The sequence below is a fragment of the Xanthomonas citri pv. citri genome (assembly GCF_000961215.1).
In the GTDB taxonomy this organism is placed as follows: domain Bacteria; phylum Pseudomonadota; class Gammaproteobacteria; order Xanthomonadales; family Xanthomonadaceae; genus Xanthomonas; species Xanthomonas cissicola.
Genome location: NZ_CP008998.1, coordinates 2,722,602 through 2,745,412, shown reverse-complemented (window position 1 = coordinate 2,745,412; position 22,811 = coordinate 2,722,602). Strand labels below are relative to the sequence as shown.

General features: G+C 65.1%; 22 protein-coding genes. 14 read left to right on the top strand and 8 right to left on the bottom strand.

From position 1 onward, the window contains the following. Nucleotides 1-87: 87 nt before the first annotated feature. The 4 genes from AMD14_RS12465 to AMD14_RS25330 are packed head-to-tail and all read right to left on the bottom strand — an operon-like array spanning nt 88 to nt 3,147. The gene (locus AMD14_RS12465; protein WP_011051533.1) at nt 88-930 is read right to left on the bottom strand and encodes a M23 family metallopeptidase; all 843 of its coding nucleotides are present in this window, start codon (nt 928-930) and stop codon (nt 88-90) included. Next, the gene (locus tag AMD14_RS12460) at nt 930-2,279 is read right to left on the bottom strand and encodes a dihydroorotase (protein ID WP_003486932.1); all 1,350 of its coding nucleotides are present in this window, start codon (nt 2,277-2,279) and stop codon (nt 930-932) included. The genes AMD14_RS12465 and AMD14_RS12460 overlap by 1 nt, the downstream gene beginning before the upstream one ends. Further along, nucleotides 2,276-2,569, bottom strand: coding sequence for a membrane protein insertion efficiency factor YidD (gene yidD, locus AMD14_RS12455; protein ID WP_005913106.1), 294 nt, complete (start codon nt 2,567-2,569; stop codon nt 2,276-2,278). Before yidD ends, AMD14_RS12460 begins: the two co-directional genes overlap by 4 nt. Then, nucleotides 2,569-3,147, bottom strand: a complete 579-nt coding sequence (locus AMD14_RS25330; RefSeq protein ID WP_015463289.1) for a hypothetical protein — start codon at nt 3,145-3,147, stop codon at nt 2,569-2,571. The genes yidD and AMD14_RS25330 overlap by 1 nt, the downstream gene beginning before the upstream one ends. A gap of 58 nt (nt 3,148-3,205) precedes the next feature. Between AMD14_RS25330 and dksA the strand changes: the two genes are divergently transcribed. Continuing rightward, nucleotides 3,206-3,694, top strand: a complete 489-nt coding sequence (gene dksA, locus AMD14_RS25325) for an RNA polymerase-binding protein DksA (RefSeq protein WP_011408725.1) — start codon at nt 3,206-3,208, stop codon at nt 3,692-3,694. Between the two features lie 209 nt (nt 3,695-3,903). Here dksA and AMD14_RS12440 read toward each other — a convergent pair whose 3' ends face one another. From AMD14_RS12440 to cysS, 3 genes are all read right to left on the bottom strand, one after another. After that, entirely contained in the window at nt 3,904-5,154 is a 1,251-nt protein-coding gene (locus AMD14_RS12440) for an MFS transporter (RefSeq protein ID WP_003486939.1), read from the bottom strand. Next, entirely contained in the window at nt 5,151-5,588 is a 438-nt protein-coding gene (locus AMD14_RS12435) for a SufE family protein (protein ID WP_011051530.1), read from the bottom strand. Before AMD14_RS12435 ends, AMD14_RS12440 begins: the two co-directional genes overlap by 4 nt. 162 nt (nt 5,589-5,750) lie before the next feature. Continuing rightward, entirely contained in the window at nt 5,751-7,175 is a 1,425-nt protein-coding gene (cysS, locus tag AMD14_RS12430; RefSeq protein ID WP_015463287.1) for a cysteine--tRNA ligase, read from the bottom strand. Nucleotides 7,176-7,352: 177 nt separating this feature from the next. On the opposite strand from cysS, the gene AMD14_RS12425 reads away from it, so the two are divergent. The 13 genes from AMD14_RS12425 (at nt 7,353) to AMD14_RS12365 (ending at nt 21,588) form a co-directional block, all read left to right on the top strand. Beyond that, entirely contained in the window at nt 7,353-7,847 is a 495-nt protein-coding gene (locus tag AMD14_RS12425) for a hypothetical protein (RefSeq protein WP_045714587.1), read from the top strand. Between the two features lie 312 nt (nt 7,848-8,159). Next, complete coding sequence (locus tag AMD14_RS12420; RefSeq protein ID WP_003486947.1) at nt 8,160-9,191, top strand: N-acetylornithine carbamoyltransferase; 1,032 nt, start codon at nt 8,160-8,162, stop codon at nt 9,189-9,191. 49 nt (nt 9,192-9,240) lie between these two features. Beyond that, the gene (locus AMD14_RS12415) at nt 9,241-10,479 is read left to right on the top strand and encodes an argininosuccinate synthase (RefSeq protein WP_003486949.1); all 1,239 of its coding nucleotides are present in this window, start codon (nt 9,241-9,243) and stop codon (nt 10,477-10,479) included. A gap of 50 nt (nt 10,480-10,529) precedes the next feature. After that, nucleotides 10,530-10,985, top strand: a complete 456-nt coding sequence (locus AMD14_RS12410) for a GNAT family N-acetyltransferase (protein WP_015463285.1) — start codon at nt 10,530-10,532, stop codon at nt 10,983-10,985. A gap of 5 nt (nt 10,986-10,990) precedes the next feature. Then, nucleotides 10,991-12,091: an acetylornithine deacetylase gene (locus AMD14_RS12405; RefSeq protein WP_015463284.1), complete on the top strand. Its 1,101-nt coding sequence runs from the start codon at nt 10,991-10,993 to the stop codon at nt 12,089-12,091. A 44-nt stretch (nt 12,092-12,135) separates the two neighbouring features. Further along, on the top strand, nt 12,136-13,479 hold the full coding sequence (locus AMD14_RS12400) for an acetylglutamate kinase (RefSeq protein ID WP_011051526.1): 1,344 nt from the start codon (nt 12,136-12,138) through the stop codon (nt 13,477-13,479). 5 nt (nt 13,480-13,484) lie between these two features. Next, on the top strand, nt 13,485-14,096 hold the full coding sequence (locus AMD14_RS12395) for a GNAT family N-acetyltransferase (RefSeq protein ID WP_003486958.1): 612 nt from the start codon (nt 13,485-13,487) through the stop codon (nt 14,094-14,096). Next, complete coding sequence (gene argC, locus AMD14_RS12390) at nt 14,093-15,043, top strand: N-acetyl-gamma-glutamyl-phosphate reductase (RefSeq protein WP_005913120.1); 951 nt, start codon at nt 14,093-14,095, stop codon at nt 15,041-15,043. The genes AMD14_RS12395 and argC overlap by 4 nt, the downstream gene beginning before the upstream one ends. 173 nt (nt 15,044-15,216) lie before the next feature. Beyond that, complete coding sequence (locus AMD14_RS12385) at nt 15,217-16,515, top strand: argininosuccinate lyase (protein WP_003486963.1); 1,299 nt, start codon at nt 15,217-15,219, stop codon at nt 16,513-16,515. Then, a complete protein-coding gene (locus AMD14_RS12380) occupies nt 16,512-16,772 on the top strand; it encodes a YciI family protein (protein ID WP_003486965.1) in 261 nt (86 codons plus the stop codon). Before AMD14_RS12385 ends, AMD14_RS12380 begins: the two co-directional genes overlap by 4 nt. Nucleotides 16,773-16,785: 13 nt before the next feature. Continuing rightward, nucleotides 16,786-17,943, top strand: coding sequence for a glutamate 5-kinase (gene proB / locus AMD14_RS12375; protein ID WP_011051522.1), 1,158 nt, complete (start codon nt 16,786-16,788; stop codon nt 17,941-17,943). 130 nt (nt 17,944-18,073) lie between these two features. Next, complete coding sequence (locus AMD14_RS12370; RefSeq protein ID WP_011051521.1) at nt 18,074-19,318, top strand: glutamate-5-semialdehyde dehydrogenase; 1,245 nt, start codon at nt 18,074-18,076, stop codon at nt 19,316-19,318. Between the two features lie 356 nt (nt 19,319-19,674). Beyond that, a complete protein-coding gene (locus AMD14_RS12365; protein WP_011051520.1) occupies nt 19,675-21,588 on the top strand; it encodes a CocE/NonD family hydrolase in 1,914 nt (637 codons plus the stop codon). On the opposite strand, the gene AMD14_RS12360 is transcribed toward AMD14_RS12365, so the two are convergent. Continuing rightward, a complete protein-coding gene (locus AMD14_RS12360; RefSeq protein ID WP_015463282.1) occupies nt 21,569-22,795 on the bottom strand; it encodes a CynX/NimT family MFS transporter in 1,227 nt (408 codons plus the stop codon). The genes AMD14_RS12365 and AMD14_RS12360 overlap by 20 nt on opposite strands. Between the last annotated feature and the right edge of the window lie 16 nt (nt 22,796-22,811).

The following is a 22,811-nucleotide window of genomic DNA, read 5'->3' as shown; positions in this document are numbered from 1 at the left end:
CCGGGCTGGCCAAGCAGGCTCTTACAGGAAGCGTATAACAGCGTCTTCCATGCCACCGCGCGTCAAAGAGGCGATCTTTCGAACGCTCTACTTCGTCCGCTCAAGCACCAGCAACGGATCGATGCGGGTGTCGAACCAATTCATCCCCCAATGCAGATGCGGCCCCGTGGCGCGCCCGGTGGCACCAACCGCGGCAATCACCTGGCCTTGCTCGACCCGGTCGCCCACCTTCACGTCGATACGCGACAAGTGCAGGAAATTCGAGCTTACCCCGAAGCCGTGATCCAGCAGCACCGTGCCACCGGTGAGATACAGGTCCGGCGCCGCGAACGTCACCACGCCGGCAGCCGGTGCCTTCACCGGAGTGCCGGTGGGTACGGCGATGTCCATGCCCGAATGGCCGGCGCCGGGCTGGCCGTTGTACACGCGTGCATTGCCGAAGCGGCCGCTGATGCGTCCCTGCACCGGCCAGATGAAGGGTTGGGCGAAATCGGTGCGTGCGTCATCGCGGTCGCGCGCCGCCGTGACCTGCGCCTGTTCGCGTTTGATGCGCGCAGCAATCTCGGCCGGCGGGTTGACCGTCTTGGGCGGCACGCCATTGACGCGTTCCACCGGCCAGTCGCGCGGCGTCACTGCGATGCTCACGGTCCGCGTGCTGCCATCGGGTTGGGTGACCTGCACCTGCAAAGGCCCGGTCGCATCGCGGCCGATACCGAACACGACGCTTCCATAACCGCTCACACGCAAGCTGCGGCCGGCGTATTGCACCTTGCTATCAGCCGGCACCTTGCCGATTACCAGCGCACCTTGCGAAGCGCTTTGCGGAAACACGACATCAGTTGCGACGGCCGCACTCTGCGCATCGGCGCGTCCTGCAACCAGCGCGACTGGCGCCAGGATCAACCAGGCGCCAAACAGGACTGCGCGCATCAGCGGTCGAAGGTCAGGCGCTGGCCGGCAGCGCTGCCCACCAGCTGTTCGCCATCCCAAACCTGCTGGCCGTTGACCCAGGTTGCGGCAATGCGCGAACGGAAGGTGGTGCCTTCGAACGGCGACCAGCCGCACTTGGACAGCACCTGCTCGCGCTTCACGGTGAACGGCGTGTTGTCGATCATCACCAGGTCGGCGAAATAGCCTTCGCGCAGGAAGCCGCGTTCTTCCACATCGAACAACTGCGCCGGCGCATGCGCGAACTTCTGCACGATACGGGTGATCGGCAACTTGCCTTCGTGCACCAGCTCCAGTGCCGCGACCAGCGCGTACTGCACCAGCGGCAGGCCCGAGGGCGCCTGCGCATAGGGCTTTTGCTTTTCTTCCCAGGTGTGCGGGGCGTGGTCGGTGGCGAGCACGTCGATGACGTCTTCGGCCAGCGCATCGATGAGCGCCAGACGATCTTCGGCGTCCTTGATCGCGGGGTTGCACTTGATCAGGTTGCCCAGTCGCGCGTAATCGCTGCGATCGAAGCGCAAGAAGTGGATGCAGGTCTCGGCGGTAATGCGCTTGCGCAGCTTGCCGTCGGCATCGACCAGCGGGCCGGCTTCGAACAGCGACAGCTCGTCGGCAGTGGAGATGTGCAATACGTGCAGGCGGGTATTGTGCTTGCGCGCCAGCGACACCGCCAGCTGCGACGACTTCAGGCAGGCTTGACGCGAACGGATGTCCGGGTGCATCTCCGGTGTCAGCGCATCGCCGTATTTTTCCTTGTACTGCGCCATCGTCGCATCAATGGTCGGGGTGTCTTCGCAGTGAGTGATGATCGGCGTGGGCGCGTCGCGGAAGATGGCGTCCAGCGTTTCGGGGTTATCGACCAGCATGTTGCCGGTGGAGGCGCCCATGAACACCTTGATGCCTGGTGCAGTCTTGGGGTCCAGCGATTGGATGTGGGCCAGGTTGTCGTTGCTGGCGCCCATGTAGAAGCCGTAGTTGGCCCAGGCGCGCCCGGCGGCGGCGTCGTACTTGGCCTGCAGTGCGGCGGCATCCAGGGTCGGCGGATTGGTGTTGGGCATGTCCATGAAGCTGGTCAGGCCACCAGCGACAGCGGCGCCGGATTCGGTCGCGATGTCGCCCTTGTGGGTCAGGCCGGGCTCGCGGAAGTGCACCTGGTCGTCGATCATGCCTGGCAGCACCCAGCGTCCGGCGGCGTCCACCACGGTATCGCCAGGGGCAGGGACGATCTTGCTGTCGATCTTGGCGATGCGGCCGCCCTCGATCAGGAGATCGGCGTCGAACTCCTTGCCTTCATTGACCAGGCGGGCATTGACGATGACGGTTCGGCTCATGGATGGGGTCCTTTGCAGCTGCAGGAAGAAGACGGGGAGGGCGAGGTGGGCGCATCGGGCACCGGATCGAATCCGCCCGGATGGAAGGGATGACAGCGGCCGAGCCTGCGTGCGGCGAGCCAGCTGCCGCGCAGCGGGCCGAAGCGGCCGATGGCGGTCATCGCGTAGTCCGAACAGCTTGGTGCAAAACGGCAACGCGGCCCGAGCAGGGGGCTGATGACGAGCTTGTAGACGCGCAGCAGCGCGATGAGCAGGCGTGAGATCACTTGCCAATGATATGCCACTTGCATTAATAGGTGGTTGCCGGGGGTCCGCGGGGTACGTTATAAAGGCCCGCTTTCCCGGGCCCCGGGGGAACCAAGGATGAGCGTTTCGTGGCTGCTAAAAAATCTGCAAAAAAGGCCGTAGAGGCCGCCAAGAAGTCCGCCAAACCCGTTGCGAAAAAGGCAGCGACGTCTGCTGCTGCGAAACCGGCCGCAAAGCCGGCGACCAAGCAGCCGGCTGCCAAGAAGGCACCCGCGAAAAAGGCGCCTGCGAAGAAGGCCGCCGCCAAGCCGGCGCCGGCTTCCAAGCCCACCGCGTCCGCAGCCCCCAAGGCAGTGAAACCCGTCGCCAAGAGTGCTGCCAAGCCGGCGGCGAAAAAGGCAGCTCCGGCTGCCGCCAAACCGGCTGCCAAGCCGGTGGCGTCCAAGTCCGTACCGAAGCCGGCCACCAAGCCGGCTCCGGCCAAGTCAGTCCCGGTCAAGGCCGAGAAGCCCGCGCCCGCACCGGTCCCCAAGGCCGTCCCTGCGAAGCCGGCAAAGCCTGCGACCCCGTCATCTAAGAATCCCGTGCCCGTTTCGAAATCTTCCGCAAAAACGCCAACCAAAACCGAAGCCCCCGCCAAGCCTGCTGCGACCCGTCCGGTCGGCAAGGTGGCCGTGGCCGTGACGTCCAAGCCGTCCAGCTCGGCGCCCAAGACCAAGTACAAGGTGGTCGAGTACAAGACCGACGAAGCCACCGGTCGCCCGATCCTGCCGCAGGGTTACAAGCCTGCCGCGGACGAGGAGTACATGAACAAGCTGCAGCAGGAATATTTCCGCCAGCGTTTGCAGAGCTGGCGCAACGAGATGGTGGAGGAATCCAAGCAGACCATCGAAAACCTGCGCGAAGAAGTGCGCGACATCGGCGACGAAGCCGAACGCGCCACCCGCGAGACCGAAAACTCGCTGGAACTGCGTGCCCGTGATCGCGCCCGCAAGCTGATCTCCAAGATCGACAGCACGCTCAAGCGTCTGGAAGACGGCGACTACGGTTACTGCGTGGACACCGGCGAAGAGATTGGCCTGGACCGCCTGGAAGCGCGTCTGACCGCCGAGCGCACCATCGACGCCCAGGAGCGTTGGGAGCACTTGCAGAAGCAGCAGGGCGACTGACCGTCCGCCTGGCTCGCCGAAAGACCCCGCCATGTGCGGGGTTTTTTTTATGGGCGCCTGATACGTCGAATTAGCGCTTGGTCAGTCAGCGCCGTTTGTGGGACGCCGTCGCACGCAGCTGCGTGGCGGCACGTGACTGCGGCCCGCAGCTCGAACACCTTCGCACCGCAGCGGCGCTGTGGGCAGGCAATCACGCGCGATCGCGCAGCTCACTGCAGATCGCGCAGGTCCAGCTTGCGCAGGCGCGGCGCCTTCCAGGCGGTGGTGGCCACCACGCCCAGGGTGACACAGCCGCCGATGACCACCGCCGGCACCAGGCCGACCAGGCGCGCCATGACGCCGTCGTAGAACGCGCCCAGCTCGTTGGACGAGCCGATGAAGATGCCGTTGATCGAAGACACCCGGCCACGCATGGCATCGGGGGTGGCCAGCTGCAGGATGGTCTGGCGCACCACCACCGAGACGCCGTCGCACATGCCGTACACCAGCAGGATTGCAGCGGACAGCCAGAAATGGCGCGACAGTCCGAAGGCGATGGTGCAGAGTCCGAAGCCGGCCACCGACAGCAGCAGGACGCGTCCGGCATTGCGCTGCAGCGGGTGCCGCGCCAGCCACACGCCAACCACGATCGAACCCAGCGCCGGCGCGCCGCGCAGGATGCCCAGGCCTTCGGGGCCGTAGTGCAGGATGTCGTGGATGAAGGCCGGCAACATCGATACCGCGCCGCCGAGCAGTACCGAAAACATGTCCAGCGCCATCGCGCCCAGCATGATCTGGTTGGACAGTACGAACTGCGCGCCTTCGGCGATGCTGCGGAAGATCGGCGCACGTGGGCCCTCGCTGACCGGCTCGCTGACACGCAGCAGTGCCAACGCCAGGATCGCCAGCATCGCCACGCTGGCGGCGACCCCGTAGGCCAGGCCCTTGCCGCCCCAGCCGACCAGCACACCGCCCAGCGCCGGGCCGATCACCATGCCGGCCTGGAAGGTGACGCTGCCGATGCTGGCACCGCGCGCGAATGCCTCGCGAGGCAGCGCCCGTGCGAACAAGGCGTTGTAGACCGGCGACAAGAAAGAGCGCGCCGCGCCGGTGAGCGAGATGGCGGCATAGATCGGCCACACGCCTTCGACGGGCAGCCAGCCTTGCGTGATCGCCAACAGCAGCAGCGCGGTCGCGACCAAACCCAGCACGGCGACCATGCCCAGCCGGCGGCGCGGCAGGTGATCGACCAGATAGCCGGCGAAGGGGGCGATGCAGAAGAACGGCAGGATTTCGGCCAGGCCGATCAGCCCCAGCGAGAGCGGGTTGCCGGTAATTTCGTAGATATGCCAACCGACCGTCACGGCGACGATCTGGTAGGACAGCATCGCCGCCACGCGGTAGAGCAGCACCAGGCCGAAGCCTGGATGGGCAAGCAGCGTCCGCAGCGAATCGGCGGGCGACGGGGCGGGCGTGCTCACTGCTGCGCGCGCGCGGTATCGCGGATGAAGGCCAGCATCGCCGCCACGCCGTTGCTGCGGGTCGGCGACAGATGCTTGGCCAGGCCGATTCCGGCGATGTAGTCAGGCTCGGTGGCCAGTATCTCTTGCGCGCTACGCCCCGAATACACGCGCAGCGCAAGGTAGATCAGCCCGGAGACAATGGCCGAATCGCTGACGGCATGGAAATCCAGCCGCTCGGCGTTGCCTTCCGGCACGATCCAGACCATCGATTGGCAGCCGTGCAGGCGGTGCTCTTCGGTTTTCCATTGTTCCGGGAAGGTGGGCAACTTGCGGCCAAGATCGATCAGGTACTGGTAGCGCTCGGACCAGTCGCCAAAAAAGGAGAATTCCTCGGCAATGGCGGCCTGCGCCTCGGTGGCAGTAGGTTCAAGCGGGAAGGGGGAGGTGGTCATCTAACATCCAGAATCAGTCGGTGATAGCCCCTCTCCCTATGGGAGAGGGGTTGGGGTGAGGGTACGGGCGGAGCCACGTGCATTAACTTCTCCCATGTGGCTTCGCCCGTACCCTCATCCGCCCCTGCGGGGCACCTTCTCCCGGCGGGAGAAGGGAGGAGGTCAAGCGCGTTTCCAGCGCACGCCTTGCGGGGTGTCTTCGAGCACGATGCCTTCTTCTGCCAGTTGCTTGCGGATGGCATCGGCGCGGGCAAAATCCTTGGCTTTTTTTGCCGTGCTGCGTTCTTCGACCAAGGCGGTGATGCGTGCATCGTCGCCGGCATCAGTGCCGCGCGAGAACCAGGCGGCCGGATCTTGCTGCAGCAGTCCCAAGGCCAAGCCGGCGCCCAGCAACTTCGCGTGCACCGCATGAAGGTCGCTCATACGCGTCGAGGGTTCGCCGCCATGAACCAACTCATTGCGCAGCGCGCGCGCTTCCGAGGCGATGCTGGCGATAACCGACAAGGCCAGCGGCGTGTTGAGATCGTCTTCGAGCGCGGACTCCACCTCGACGGGAATCGTCCTCGATGGCGCGACATCGTTGCCGCTATCGGCTTGCAGCGCAGCCAGATCCCGCAACGTGCCATACAACCGGTCCAGCGTGTTTTTCGCCTGCTCGATCAGCCCATCCGACCAATCCAGCGGCTGACGGTAATGCGCGCTCAACAGCGCATAGCGCAGCGCTTCGGGCGGATGCCTGGCGATGAGCTCGTGCACGGTTTCGATATTGCCCAGCGACTTGCTCATCTTCGCGCCGCTGAAATTGAGCATGCCGTTGTGCAGCCAGAACCGCGCAAAGGTGGCGCCGCCATGCGCGCACTCGCTCTGCGCAATCTCGTTTTCGTGATGCGGAAACTGCAGGTCCACGCCGCCGGCATGAATGTCGATGGTGGGGCCCAGATGCGCCGCAGCCATCGCCGAGCATTCGATATGCCAACCCGGGCGGCCGCGGCCCCAGGGCGATTCCCAGCCGGGCAGGTCGGCGCTGGAGGGTTTCCACAGCACGAAGTCGCCGGGGTCGCGCTTGTACGGCGCCACGTCCACGCGCGCGCCGGCCAGCATTTCGTCCGGGTCGCGCCGCGAGAGCTTGCCGTAGCCATCGAAGCTGGAAACCGAAAACAGCACGTGGCCTTCTGCGGCGTAGGCATGCCCATTGGCGATCAGCTGCTCGATCATCGCCACGATCTGCGGGATATGCGCGGTGGCCTCCGGTTCGATGTCCGGTGGAACCACGCCAAGCGCCGCCATGTCCTGCCGGTAGATCGCCGCGAAGCGGTCGGTGATCGTCGAAATCGGCACACCCTGCGCCTGCGCGGCGGCGTTGATCTTGTCGTCCACGTCGGTGATGTTGCGCGCGTAGCGCAGCGCGCCGTAGCGTCGCCGCAGCAATGCGGCAAGCACATCGAAGACCACCGGGCCGCGGGCGTTGCCGATATGCGCGTAGTTGTAGACGGTGGGACCGCAGACATACAGGGTGGGGCTGGACGGATCGAGCGGCGCGAACGGCTCGACCCGCCGCGTCAGGTTGTTGTGCAGGCGCAGGCTCATCGGCATCCGAAAAAGGGCAATCGCGCGATTCTAGCCCGTTGTGGCGCGATGGCGAATCGCCAGCCTGACAATGGCGACCGGATGGGTTGCGTTCAGCCCACGCGGCCGCAAGCTCCATACACTTACGTACTGCCTGGCTGCGCGTTCCCGGTACTGATGCGACCTTCTCCGTTCTTCATGCTGCTGTGTACGTTCGCCGGGCACCTCATTCCGGCGTACGCGGCAGAGCCCGACCCCAAGAATCGGGTCGTGGTCATCGAGAACGTGAAGCTGGATTATGCGCAGGTGCTCAACGTCGAGCCGGTCTACCAGACGCTTCGCGCCACGCGTATCGAAGAGCAATGTGAATCCGAACAGGCGGTACAGGCTGCTGCAGCGCCGTCCGAGGACGAGAGCCGCATCAACCGCATGGTGGATTCGGTCAAGGAAATGTTCTCGCGTCGCCCCGAACCGGCCGCGTCCGCTGCGGTGCCCCCGACCAGCACGCGACGCAACTGCAAGGTCGTGGAAGTGCCGCGCGAGTTCCGCCGGCCAATCGCCTTCGACGTGGACTATGTCTACAAGGGCACCAAATACCGTTCGCGGTTGCCGGAAGATCCGGGTAACCGGCTGCGCATCCGGGTTTCGGTGACCCCGTACATTCCCGACGCCATCGTCGCGCCGCCGCGATGAGATGCGCAGCGGTTGCGCCGTGCCCACATGCGTGCGAGGATTCGCGCCCTATGCAAGCAAACGCCTTTCAGCACGACACCAGCGCCGCCCGGATGGCCTCCGGCATGACCTCGCGTGCCCGCCGACCGGAATCCCACATGTTCGCTGGGTAAGCCGGGGCGTTTGCTGTTCCGACGTCGAAGACCCAGCTCCCAGGCTGGGTTTTTTCGTTTTGGCGTCACAAAAGTTTCAACCGCAAGAAACGCGCATGTCGCGCACCCCGTCGCTCCTGGCGGACCAACGCAGCAGTAGCACGCAGCAAAGGATCGATCGATGTCACTGAAGCACTTCTTGAACACCCAGGACTGGAGCCGCGCCGAACTGGACGCGCTGTTGACCCAGGCCGCGTTGTTCAAACGCAACAAGCTGGGAAGCGAGCTGAAGGGCAAGTCGATTGCGCTGGTGTTCTTCAACCCGTCCATGCGCACCCGTACCAGCTTCGAGCTGGGTGCATTTCAGTTGGGCGGGCATGCGGTGGTCTTGCAGCCGGGCAAGGATGCGTGGCCGATCGAGTTCAATCTGGGCACGGTCATGGACGGCGACACCGAAGAGCACATCGCCGAAGTGGCGCGTGTGCTGGGGCGTTACGTCGACCTGATCGGTGTGCGCGCGTTTCCGAAGTTCGTGGACTGGTCCAAGGACCGCGAAGACCAGGTGCTCAAGAGCTTTGCCAAGTATTCGCCGGTGCCGGTGATCAACATGGAAACCATCACCCACCCGTGCCAGGAGTTGGCGCATGCGCTGGCGCTGCAGGAACACTTCGGTACCCAGGATCTGCGCGGCAAGAAGTACGTGCTGACCTGGACCTACCACCCCAAGCCGCTGAACACAGCGGTGGCCAACTCGGCGCTGACCATCGCCACCCGCATGGGCATGGACGTGACCCTGCTGTGCCCGACGCCGGATTACATCCTGGATCAGCGCTACATGGACTGGGCCGCGCAAAACGTGGTCGAAAGCGGTGGTTCGCTACAGGTCAGCCATGACATCGACAGCGCCTATGCCGGCGCCGATGTCGTCTACGCCAAGAGCTGGGGCGCGCTGCCGTTCTTCGGCAACTGGGAACCGGAAAAGCCGATTCGCGACCAGTACCAGCATTTCATCGTCGACGAACGCAAGATGGCGCTGACCAACAATGGCGTGTTCTCGCACTGCCTGCCGCTGCGTCGCAACGTCAAGGCGACCGACGCTGTGATGGATTCGCCCAACTGCATCGCCATCGACGAAGCCGAAAATCGCCTGCATGTGCAGAAGGCGATCATGGCGGCGCTTGCTTCGCAAGCCGGAATCGGGAATCGGGAATAGAGAATCGCAACAGCAACACCTTGGCCCCCACACTACGTACTAAGGAACAATGATGAGCGCTGCTTCCACCAATCCCGAATTCCCCATCGCGACTTCCGGCACCAAGGACATCGTTCTCGCGTTTTCCGGTGGTCTGGACACCAGCTTCTGCATTCCGTATCTGCAGGAGCGCGGCTACGCGGTGCACACCGTGTTTGCCGATACCGGTGGTGTGGATGCCGAAGAACGTGAGTTCATCGAGAAGCGCGCTGCCGAATTGGGCGCGGCCAGCCACGTCACCGTGGACGGTGGCCCGGCGATCTGGGAAGGCTTCGTCAAGCCGTTCGTGTGGGCGGGCGAGGGGTACCAGGGCCAGTATCCGTTGCTGGTGTCCGACCGCTACCTGATCGTGGATGCTGCGCTCAAGCGTGCCGAAGAATTGGGCACGCGCATCATTGCGCACGGTTGCACCGGCATGGGCAACGACCAGGTGCGTTTCGACCTGGCAGTGAAGGCGCTGGGCGACTATCAGATCGTCGCGCCGATTCGCGAGATCCAGAAAGAGCACACCCAGACCCGTGCCTATGAGCAGAAGTATCTGGAAGCGCGTGGCTTCGGCGTGCGTGCCAAACAGCAGGCCTACACCATCAATGAGAACCTGCTGGGCCTGACCATGTCCGGCGGCGAGATCGACCGTTGGGAAGCGCCGGGCGAGGGCGCGCGCGGCTGGTGCGCGCCGCGCAGCGCCTGGCCGAGCGAAGCGCTGACGGTGACGCTGAAGTTCGTCGAAGGCGAAGCGGTGGAACTGGACGGCAAGCCGCTGCCGGGTGCGAAGATCCTGGCCAAGCTCAACACCTTGTTCGCGCAGTACGGCGTGGGCCGCGGCGTCTATACCGGCGATACCGTGATCGGTTTGAAGGGCCGCATCGTATTCGAAGCGCCGGGCCTGATTTCGCTGCTCACCGCGCACCGTGCACTGGAAGATGCGGTGCTGACCAAGCAGCAGAACCGCTTCAAGCCGGACGTGGCGCGCAAGTGGGTGGAGCTGGTGTACGAAGGCTTCTATCACGACCCGCTCAAGAGCGATATCGAGGCGTTCCTGAAGTCCTCGCAGGCCAAGGTCAATGGCGAGGTGACGCTGGAAACCCGCGGGGGGCGCGTCGATGCGGTGGCGGTGCGTTCGCCGCACCTGCTCAACACCAAGGGTGCGACCTACGCGCAATCGGCCGACTGGGGCGTGGAAGAGGCCGAGGGCTTCATCAAGCTGTTCGGGATGAGCTCCACGCTGTACGCGCAGGTCAACCGCTGAGCAAAAGGCCCCTCTCTCTTCCATGGGGAGGGGAGAAGAGGGCCACTGCGATGGAACCCATGCCCGCACTACGCATCAGTACCGACAAGCAGGAACTCGACCTGCCGTTGATCCATCGCTTCCTCAGCGGGCAGGCCTATTGGTGCCTGGGCATCCCGCTGGACACGGTGCAGCGGGCGATCGACGGCTCGCTGTGTTTCGGCGGTTATTGCGAGGGCGTAGGGCAGGTGGCGTTCGCTAGAGTGATCACCGACGGTGCCACCTTCGGCTATCTCGCCGATGTGTTCGTGCTTGATGCACACCGTGGGCGCGGCTATGGCAAGCAACTGGTGGCGGCAGTAATGGCCCATCCGCATCCGCAAGGCCTTCGCCGCCTCATGCTCGCCACCTCCGATGCGCATGCGCTGTACGCACAGCACGGCTTCGCCGCGCCGGCGCGGCCGCAGGCGTTGATGGAAATCGCCTATCCCGATCTCTACCGCACCACCACCACCACGGCTGCCTGACACACATGACTGACCTGCTCACCTCCACGCTGGACCACCTGCAGGCGCTGGTGGCGTTCGACACCCGCAATCCGCCGCGTGCGATTGCCGCCGAAGGCGGCATCTTCGATTACCTGCGTGCGCAGCTGCCGGGGTTTGAGGCCGAGGTGGTCGATCACGGTGCAGGTGCGGTGAGCCTGTACGCGGTGCGCGGCACGCCGAAGTACCTGTTCAATGTGCATCTGGATACCGTGCCGGATTCGCCGTACTGGAGCGCCGACCCGCACGTAATGCGGCGTCTGGACGACCGCGTGGTGGGCTTGGGCGTGTGCGACATCAAGGGCGCGGCGGCGGCGTTGGTTGCCGCGGCCAATACCGGTGACGGCGATGCCGCGTTCCTGTTTTCTTCGGACGAAGAAGCCAACGATCCGCGCTGTATCGCCGCGTTCCTGGCGCGTGGCGTGCCGTATGAAGCTGTCGTGGTGGCCGAGCCGACCATGGGCGAAGCGGTGCTGGCGCATCGTGGCATCAGTTCGGTGCTGATGCGGTTTGCCGGGCGCGCCGGGCACGCCTCGGGCAAACAGGACCCCTCTGCAAGCGCCTTGCATCAGGCAATGCGCTGGGGCGGCAAGGCGCTGGACCATGTCGAATCGCTGGCGCATGCGCGCTTCGGTGGTTTGACCGGATTGCGCTTCAACATCGGACGCGTCGAGGGCGGCATCAAGGCCAACATGATCGCGCCGGCAGCCGAAGTGCGCTTCGGCTTTCGTCCGCTGCCGTCGATGGATGTGGATGGATTGCTGGCAACCTTCGCCGGATTCGCCGAACCGGCGGCAGCGCATTTCGAAGAAACCTTTCGCGGGCCGAGCCTGCCATCCGGCGACATCGCACGCGCAGAAGAACGTCGTCTGGCCGCACGCGATGTAGCCGATGCGCTGGACCTGCCGATCGGCAACGCAGTGGACTTCTGGACCGAAGCATCGCTGTTTTCGGCCGGTGGCTACACCGCGCTGGTCTATGGCCCGGGCGACATCGCCCAGGCCCATACCGCCGACGAATTCGTGACGCTTGCGCAATTGCAGCGTTACGCCGAATCGGTCCATCGCATCATCAACGGTTCCCACTGAACCGACACGCGCCTGGCGCCCCCTTTCCTCTTTCGAACACGGCAATGTCCTCTTCCGCACAGCCCCACAAACAGACCCGCCAGACCATCGTGCGCCTGCTCTCGAGCATGGCCAGCGCGAAGGAAATCAGCCAGTACCTCAAGCGGTTTTCGCAGCTCGATGCCAAGCGCTTTGCGGTGGTCAAGGTGGGCGGCGCGGTGTTGCGCGACGATCTGGACGCGCTGACCTCGTCGCTGTCGTTCCTGCAGGAAGTGGGGTTGACCCCGATCGTGCTGCATGGCGCCGGCCCGCAGCTGGATGCAGAGCTGTCGGCAGCCGGCATCGAAAAGCACACCATCAACGGACTGCGCGTCACCTCGCCGGAAGCGTTGGCGATCGTGCGCAAGGTGTTCCAGGCCTCCAACCTGAAACTGGTGGAAGCGCTCCAGCAGAACGGCGCGCGTGCGACCTCGATCACCGGTGGCGTGTTCGAGGCCGAGTATCTGGATCGCGACATCTACGGCCTGGTCGGTGAGGTCAAGGCGGTGAATCTGGCGCCGATCGAAGCCAGTCTGCAGGCCGGCTCCATCCCGGTGATCACCAGCCTGGGCGAAACGCCCAGCGGGCAGATCCTCAACGTCAATGCGGATTTTGCCGCCAACGAGTTGGTGCAGGAGCTGCAGCCGTACAAGATCATTTTCCTTACCGGCACCGGCGGCCTGCTGGATGCCGATGGCAAGTTGATCGACTCGATCAACCTGTCTACCGAGTTCGATCACCTGATGCAGCAGCCGTGGATCAATGGCGGCATGCGGGTCAAGATCGAGCAGATCAAGGACTTGCTCGATCGTCTGCCGCTGGAGTCGTCGGTGTCGATCACCCGGCCGTCGGACCTGGCCAAGGAGCTGTTCACCCACAAGGGCTCGGGCACGCTGGTGCGGCGCGGCGAGCGCGTGCTGCGCGCGACCTCCTGGGACGAACTGGATCTGCCTCGCCTGAAGTCGCTGATCGAATCCAGCTTCGGCCGCACGCTGGTGCCGGACTATTTCGACACCACCACGTTGCTGCGCGCGTATGTCAGCGAAAACTACCGTGCGGCGGTGATCCTGACCGACGAGGGCCAGTTCGGTGCGGGCAGGTTGACCTATCTGGACAAGTTCGCCGTGCTCGACGACGCGCAGGGCGAAGGTCTTGGCCGCGCGGTGTGGAATGTGATGCGCGAAGAGACCCCGCAGCTGTTCTGGCGCTCGCGCCATAACAACCAGGTCAATATCTTTTACTACGCCGAATCCGACGGTTGCATCAAGCAGGAGAAGTGGAAGGTGTTCTGGTACGGGCTGGAAAATTTCGAGCAGATCCAGCATTGCGTTGCGCACTGTGCGACGCGTCAGCCGACTTTGCTGGGCTGAGTGCGATGAGCGCCGTCGGCTTGCCGCCCCTTTGGCGCGAACAGCCCAGCCTGCGTGGACGGCACGCGAGCCTGGAGCCGCTGCAGGCAGCGCATGCCGATGGGTTGCGTGAGGCAGTGGGCGACGGCGCGCTGTCGCGGCTGTGGTACACCAGCGTGCCCGCACCGGAGCAGGTCGATGCGTATATCGCTGCAGCCTTGGCCGCCTGCGCCGATGGCGCGGCGTTGCCATTTGCGGTGCGCGATGCGGCCGGCGACATCGTCGGTTGCACGCGCTACTACGCGCTGGATGCAGCTGTGCCGAGGCTGTCGATCGGCTACACCTGGTACGCACCGCGCATGCAGCGCAGCGGCGTCAACACCGAAGCCAAGCTGATGCTGCTGCAATACGCCTTCGAAACATTGGGGTGCTTGAGCGTGGCGTTCGAAACCAGCTGGTTCAACCACACCTCGCGCACGGCGATCGCGCGGCTGGGCGCAAAACAGGACGGTGTGCTGCGCAACCACACCCGCCACGCCGACGGTACGCTGCGCGATACCGTGGTGTTTTCCATCATCGATACGGAATGGGCAGGGGTTAAACGCCACCTGCAGTTCCGCCTGGAAGCAAACGCATGACTGTTCAACCAAAGACCATCGGCATTGTCGGCGCCCGCGGGCATACCGGCTCGGAATTGATCAAACTGGTTGCGGCGCACCCGCAGCTGCACTTGAGCTTCGTGTCCTCGCGCGAGCTGGCCGGGCAGCGCGTGGCCGAGCATAACGATGCCTACCAGGGGCAGTTGCGCTACGAGAACCTGGATGCCGACGCGGTGGCCGTCAAGGCTGCCGACGTGGTGATCCTGGCGCTGCCCAATGGCAAGGCAGCGCCCTTCGTCGCCGCGATCGACGCAGCAACGCCGCAGACGCTGGTGATCGATCTGTCGGCAGACTATCGCTTCGATCCGGCCTGGTACTACGGCTTGCCTGAGCTGACGCGCGGCAGCTACGCCGGACAAAGACGCATCAGCAACCCGGGCTGTTATGCCACCGCGATGCAGCTGACCATCGCGCCACTGCTCGACCAGTTGGCCGGGCCGCCGCAGTGTTTCGGCGTCTCCGGGTATTCGGGCGCGGGTACCACGCCCTCGGACAAGAACAACCCCGAGTTGCTCTCCAATAATTTGATGCCGTATGCGCTGACCAACCACATGCACGAGCGCGAGGTGTCTGCGCAGCTCGGCGTGCCGGTGGAGTTCATGCCGCACGTGGCGCCGCATTTCCGCGGCATCACCATGACCGTCAATCTGTGGCTGCAGCAGCCGCTGACGCGCGAGCAGATCCAGGCGCGTTATACGCAGCGTTATGCCGACGAGCCGTTGATCGAGATCGTCGACGAAGCGCCTTGGGTGAGCCGCATCGCCGGCAAGCACGGTGTGCAGATTGGCGGGGTGACGCTGGCGCCCGGCAACAAGCGCGTGGTGGTGGTGGCGACGCTGGACAACCTGCTCAAGGGTGCAGCGACGCAGGCGATGCAGAACCTCAACCTGGCGCTGGGCTGGGACGAGTTGATGGCAATTCGTTGATGCGAGTCCCTCGCAAGAGCCTGCACATCCCTGTGCAGGGATTTAACGATGCGAGTCCCTCGCAACAGCCCGCACATCCCTGTGCAGGGATTTAACGATGCGGGTCCCTCGCAACAGCCCGCACATCCATGTGCGGGGATCGAAACTGGACGACTTACTCGAGACGCTTTCCGATGACCAATCTGTTGTGGCAAAAACCTGGCGTTGCCGTGGACGCCAAGATCCAGAGTTTCCTTGCCGGCGACGATGTGATCCTGGATCGCGAATTCTTCCTGTACGACATCGCCGCCAGCAAGGCGCATGCGCAGGGGCTGCAGCATATCGGCATCTTGTCGTTGCAGGAGCTGGGTGGCTTGAGTGAGCAGCTCGATCTGCTGGCGGCCGACTTCCGCAGCGGCGCATTCGTGCTCGATGCGCAATACGAGGATTGCCACTCGGCCATCGAAGCGCGATTGACCGAGCGTCTGGGCGATGCAGGCCGCAAGATCCACACCGGCCGCAGCCGTAACGACCAGATTCTGGTCGCCACCCGCTTGTGGTTGAAGGACAAGCTGCAGCGCGTGGCCACGCTCAGCGCGGAGATCGCCGAGGTGGCGTTGGAGCGCGCACAGGCCGAGGCCGAGCTGCCAGTGCCGGGCTACACGCACATCCAGCGTGCGGTGGTGTCGTCGGCCGGCATGTGGTGGGCGGGCTGGGCGGAAGCCTTCATCGACAATGCCGTGCGCGCCGGTGACACCGTCCACTTGGTCGACAGCAATCCGCTCGGCACGGCCGCGGGCTATGGCGTGAATCTGCCGCTGGATCGTGCGCATACCACCGCCGAACTGGGGTTTGCACGCCTGTTGGTCTCGCCGATCTATGCCCAGCTTTCGCGCGGCAAATACGAACTGGCCGCGCTCGAAGCGCTGGGCAGCGCCACGCTGGATCTGCGCCGCATCGCCTGGGATCTGTCGCTGTTCACCAGCGGCGAATTCGCGTTTGTCGCTTTGCCGGCGCAATACACCACCGGCAGTTCGATCATGCCGAACAAGCGCAACCCGGACGTGATCGAGCTGATGCGCGCAACGCATGCCAGCGTGGCGGCAGCGCGCACCGAGATCGAACAGCTGCTGTCGCTGCCGTCGGGTTATCACCGCGATCTTCAAAGTAGCAAGGGCGCGATCGTGCACGGCTTTGGCCGCGGACTTGCGGCGCTGGAACTGTTGCCGGCCTTGTTGGCCAATCTGGAATGGCGCCCCGATAAACTGCGCGCAGCCATCGATTCGGGTATGTACGCCACCGACGTGGCAGTGGAAGCCGCCGTGGCCGGCGTGCCGTTCCGCGAGGCCTACAAGGCGGCAGCGCAAGCCTCCGAGACCGCAGGGCAGGGACGCACGCCGGAAGGCAGCCTGGCTGCGCGCGTCTCGCCCGGTGCGGCAGCCGACCTGCAGCTGGATGTGCTGCAGGCGCGCTGGCAGGCGCTGCGCGCATGACGACCCGTTACCTGGTGCTTGCGCTGCGCAAGCCGGGGTTTCCCGCCGATGTGGTGCAGCCGCATCTGGACTTTCTCGATGCGTTGCGCGCCGCCGGGCAGCTTGAGCTGACCGGTGGTTTCAGCGATCGCAGCGGTGGGGCGTATGTGCTGGTCAACGTGGCCACCCTCGAAGACGCCCAGCAGATCGTTGCGCGTGACCCGCTGGTGCTGCGCGATGCCTCTGCACTGACCGTGTATGAGTGGAACACGCACTGAGGACGTCATTGCCATGAGCACGCCTGCCAGCACGTCGTCGCCCTTTACCGAGCAGGCATTGCCGCCATGGCGCCGTGCGGTGCTCAAGGTCGGCAGCAGCCTGCTCGCCGCCGATGGGGGGGGGCTGTCCCCGCGCTTCGCGCTCGGTCTGGCGCAGTTCGTCTCCGCCAATCTGGCAGCCGGGCGCGAGCTGGTGATCGTGTCGTCGGGCGCGGTGGCCGCCGGCCGTGCCATCCTGCCCAAAGCGATGGATGTCGGCGCACCGATCGCGGCACGGCAGGCACTGGCCGCCTTGGGCCAGGCGCAGTTGATTGCGTTGTGGCAGCGCTTTTTCGAGCGACCGGTGGCGCAGGTACTGCTCACGCATGACGACCTGCGCAACCGTCGCCGCTACCTCAATGCGCGTGCCACCTTGGGCGAGTTGCTGCGGCTGGGCGCGCTGCCGGTGATCAACGAAAACGATACCGTCTCGGTGGATGAGTTGAAGCTGGGCGATAACGACAACCTGGCTGCGATCGTGGCTGCGCTGGTCGATGCCGACGCGTTGTTTATCGCCACCGATATCGATGGCTTGTATAGCGCCGACCCACGCAGCAACCCGTTGGCGCGCCCGCTCGACGATGTGCCCGAGCTCACTCCGGAGGTGCTGGCGATGGCCGGCGGCAGCGGTAGCAATGTGGGTACCGGAGGCATGCGCACCAAACTGGAAGCCGCTGCAAAGGCCGGCGCGGCCGGCATCGAAACCTATCTGTTCAACGGCCGAAGTGGCGAGGTGGTGCGCGCCCTGGCGCTGGACCGCCTGCGTGGCACGCGGATCCACGCCGCACGCACGCGCATCGCTGCGCGAAAATACTGGCTGCGGCACGCACCGGTGGAAGCGGGCGCGATCCTCATCGACGACGGCGCCGCAGCGGCCTTGACCGGCAAGGGCGCTTCGCTGTTGCCAGGCGGGGTGGCCGGCGCGCAGGGCGATTTCCGTCGCGGCGACATGGTGGAGATCCGTCGGCGCGATACCACGGGCGACGGACAGTGTCTGGCACGCGGCGTCAGCCAGTATTCGGCCCTGGATATCCGTCGTATCGCAGGCCGCCATTCGCGCGAGATCGAGAACGTGCTCGGCTACAGTTACGGCGAAAACGTGGTGCATCGCGATGATTTGGTGGTGTTGTAGCGGGGAGTGGAGAATCGGGAATGGAGAATCGCAAAAGCTTCGCACCGAGCGTTTCCCAGCGCCGATTCTGTCGCAGTAAAGTGATGCCGCGTGCTTTTACCATTCCCGATTCCCCACTCCCGATTCTCCAATGACCATCAAAACGCTCGCTCTGCAATGCCGTGACGCCGCGCAGGTGGTGTCGCAATTGTCTGCACAGGCCAAGCACGCTTTGCTGGAGGCGATGGCTGCCGCGCTGGAAACCGATGCCGCGGCGATTCTGGCCGCCAATGCGCGCGATCTGGAGGCCGCGCGTGCCAAGGGCACCGGCAGTGCCATGCTCGATCGGCTGGCGCTGGACGACAAGCGCATGGCCGGTATCGCGGCCGCATTGCGCGAAGTGGCGCAGCTGCCCGACCCGGTGGGCCAGATCACCCGCCAAGAGGTGCGCCCCAACGGGATTCGCGTGCAGAAGATGCGTGTGCCGCTGGGCGTGATCGCGATGATTTACGAGGCGCGGCCCAACGTCACGGCAGACGCTGCCGCGCTGTGCATCAAGGCCGGCAATGGCGTGATCTTGCGCGGTGGCTCGGAGGCGATCCATTCCAATACCGCCATTGCGCGCGCACTGCAGGGCGCCTTGCGCGAAGCCAATGTGCCGGAAGCGGCGCTGACCCTGGTCGAGGATCTGCGCCGCGAGACCATGCTGGAGCTGCTGCAGCTCAACGATATCGTCGATCTGGCGATTCCGCGCGGTGGCGAAGGCCTGATCCGGTTTGTCGCCGAGCACGCGCGCGTGCCGGTGATCAAGCACTACAAGGGTGTGTGCCATCTGTTTGTGGATGCGTCGGCGGACCTGGCGCTTGCACTACGTCTGTTGATCGATGGCAAGGCGACGCGGCCGGCCGCCTGTAATTCGCTGGAGACCTTGCTGGTGCATGCAGACATCGCCGAGCGCTTTCTCCCGCTTGCGGCGCAGGCATTGCGCGAACGCAAGGTGGAACTGCGTGGCGATGCGGCGACGCGCGCGGTGCTGCCCGAGATCGCGCCTGCCAGCGACGACGACTATGCCGCGGAATTTCTCGACCTGATCCTGGCCATCCGCGTGGTACCGGATCTGGACACGGCGCTGGCGCACATCCGCCAGCACGGCTCGGACCACACCGAAGTCATCGCCACGCAGGATGCCGACAACGCCGAGCGCTTCGTGCAGGCGCTACGCTCGGCGGTGGTGATGGTGAACGCCTCCTCGCGGTTTTCCGATGGCGGTGAACTGGGCCTGGGCGCGGAGATCGGCATCTCCACCACGCGCCTGCATTCGTATGGCCCCATGGGCCTGGAAGCGCTCACCGTCGAGCGCTTCGTGGTGCGCGGCGAAGGGCAGGTTCGACACTGATCGGTAAAGGCGCAACACCACGCTCGCCGGTTTGCGCGCGTTGCATCCATCTGCACCTTCGCCAGCACCACAACAGCAGCCCTGCAGTGGGGCGGCCTTCCACGAGCGTTGACAGGCCAGGGAAGCGCTAGTCGAGCGATGCGCGGTCGCGTGTTGTCTGGCGTGTGCTGCTGACGAACACAAGCTGCCGCGCATGTATCCAGCAGCCGACACCGCGCATCAGGCCTGAGCACCTGGTCGCCCACCATCCCACCGCCACTGCGCCACCTACCGCGGCAACCACGACCTTTGACACTCCCCCGGCAGCCCGCTCCTGCTTACAGTCGACGACTGCCCCCGCACTTCCGGAGTCGTCCATGCGCCGCCTTGCCACCTGCCTGCTCGCCACCGCCATCGCCGCCGCCAGCGGCAGCGCCTGGGCGCAAACCTCTCCGATGACGCCGGACATCACCGGCAAGCCGTTCGTGGCTGCCGATGCGAGCAACGACTACATCAAGCGCGAGGTGATGATTCCGATGCGCGATGGGGTCAAGCTGCACACGGTGATCGTGCTGCCGAAGGGCGCCAAGAACGCACCGATCGTGCTGACACGCACGCCCTACGACGCAAGTGGCCGCACCGAACGGCTGGCTTCGCCGCATATGAAGGACCTGCTGTCTGCCGGCGACGACGTCTTCGTGGAAGGCGGCTACATCCGCGTGTTTCAGGACGTGCGCGGCAAATACGGTTCCGAAGGCGATTACGTGATGACGCGTCCGCTGCGCGGGCCGCTCAATCCCAGCGAAGTCGACCATGCCACCGATGCCTGGGACACCATCGATTGGCTGGTGAAGAACGTCAGCGAATCCAATGGCAAGGTCGGCATGATCGGCTCGTCCTACGAAGGGTTCACCGTGGTGATGGCGCTGACCAACCCGCATCCCGCGTTGAAGGTGGCGGTGCCGGAAAGCCCGATGATCGACGGCTGGATGGGCGACGACTGGTTCAATTACGGTGCGTTCCGCCAGGTCAATTTCGATTACTTCACCGGCCAGCTCAGCAAGCGCGGCAAGGGCGCCGGCATCGCGCGTCAGGGGCACGACGATTACAGCAATTTCCTGCAGGCCGGCTCGGCCGGCGACTTCGCCAAGGCCGCAGGCCTGGAGCAGTTGCCGTGGTGGCACAAGCTCACCGAACACGCCGCCTATGACGCGTTCTGGCAGGAGCAGGCGCTCGACAAGGTGATGGCGCGCACGCCGCTGAAGGTGCCCACGATGTGGCTGCAAGGCCTGTGGGATCAGGAAGACATGTGGGGTGCGATCCACAGCTACGCGGCGATGGAGCCGCGCGACAAGCGCAATACGCTCAACTACCTGGTGATGGGCCCGTGGCGCCACAGTCAGGTGAACTACGACGGCAGTGCGTTGGGTGCGCTGAATTTCGAAGGCGATACCGCGCGCCAGTTCCGCCATGACGTGCTGCGCCCGTTCTTCGATCAGTACCTGGTCGATGGCGCACCCAAGGCAGACACGCCGCCAGTGTTCATCTACAACACCGGCGAAAACCACTGGGATCGGCTCAAGGCTTGGCCGCGCAGTTGCGACAAGGGCTGTGCGGCGACCAGCAAGCCGCTGTATCTGCAAGCCGGCGGCAAGCTGTCGTTCCAGCCGCCGGTGGCCGGGCAGGCGGGATTTGAAGAGTACGTGTCCGACCCGGCCAAGCCGGTGCCGTTCGTGCCGCGCCCGGTGGATTTTGCCGATCGCGCGATGTGGACCACCTGGCTGGTGCACGACCAGCGCTTTGTCGATGGCCGCCCGGACGTGCTGACCTTCGTTACCGAGCCGCTGACCGAGCCGCTGCAGATCGCCGGTGCGCCTGACGTGCATCTGCAGGCCTCCACCAGCGGCAGCGACAGCGATTGGGTGGTGAAGCTGATCGATGTGTATCCGGAGGAGATGGCGTCGAACCCGAAGATGGGCGGCTATGAGTTGCCGGTGTCGCTGGCGATCTTCCGCGGCCGCTACCGCGAGAGCTTCAGCACGCCCAAACCCCTGACGTCCAATCAGCCGCTGGCATTCCAGTTCGGCTTGCCGACCGCCAACCACACCTTCCAGCCGGGCCATCGGGTGATGGTGCAGGTGCAGTCCAGCCTGTTCCCGCTGTACGACCGCAATCCGCAGACCTACGTGCCCAATATCTTCTTCGCCAAGCCTGGCGATTATCAGAAGGCCACGCAGCGGGTGTACGTGTCCCCCGAGCAGCCCAGCTACATCAGTCTGCCGGTACGTTGAGCGCGCGGGCACCGCGTGCCGGCGGCGCCCACGCATCTTCCAGCAACTGCGGGCGGCAGACCACCCAGGCGGCGGCCAGTTGCACCAGCAGGCAGATGACCAGGAACACGAACGGGGAAGTCCAGCCGCCGCTGTGCGCGTGCAGCCAGCCGAACAGGAATGGCCCCAGGCAGCTCACCGCATAGCCCACGCCCTGCGAGAAACCGGACAGTGCGGCCGAACCTGCCGCCGTGCGGCTGCGCTGATTCACCAACACCAACGCCAGCGGAAACGTGCTCGGCCCCAGTCCAAGCAAAGTCACCCACAGGACCGGTGCGGCCAGCGGCGCCCACCACAGCCCGGCGAACGCGACAAGGTGACAGGCTGCGCATAGCAGCACGATGGGAAACGGGTTACGCATGCGCACCGCCAGCGCCGGCATGGTCAGCGCGCCGACCATGCCCAATGCCGCGAACAACGCCACCATGGTGCCGCCGAACGCAGGCGATGCGCCGGCTTCGCGCAGCAGCGTCGGCAGCCAGGTGAACATGGAATAGGTGACCAGCGAGGTCATGCCGAAGGTCACCGCCATGCTCCAACCCAGCGCGGTACGCGCGACGCGGCCTTCGGCCTCGGGGGTTGGGGTCACCGGTGCCGGGCCGGTGGCGCGGATACGCCGGTGGCTGGCGTGCACAAGTGCCCACGCCGCCGATGCCAGCAGAGCCGGCAGCACCCACACCACCATCGAACTGCGCCAACCCAGCGCATCTGCCACCGGCACTGCCAGCAGCGCCGGCAGCAGCGTGCCGACCTGCAGCACGGTGATGTACAGCGTGCTGACACGGCCCACGCGGTCGCCGAAGTAGCGCTTCACCAGCGGCGGCAGCACCACGTTGCCCATACCCATGCCGGCCAACGCCACCAGCGAGCCGACCAGCAACCCGGCGGTGCCCGGCAGCAGCGGGCGCAGGACCAACCCAAGCGTGGCCAGCGCCATCGACAACAGGGCCACGCGCAGCAAGCCGAAACGGCGCAGCAACGCGGGCGTCGCCACGCCAGTGAGTGCGAAGGCTGCGGTCGGCAACATGCCGAGCGCACCCATGGTGGGCGCGCCGAAGGCGTACTCGTCGGCGATGCGTTCCAGCAGCGGCGTCAGCGACGTCACCGCGGTGCGCAGGTTGAATGCGGACAGCAAGATCGCGGACAGCACCAGGCCGCGGCCACGCAACTGGGCGGACGAAGAA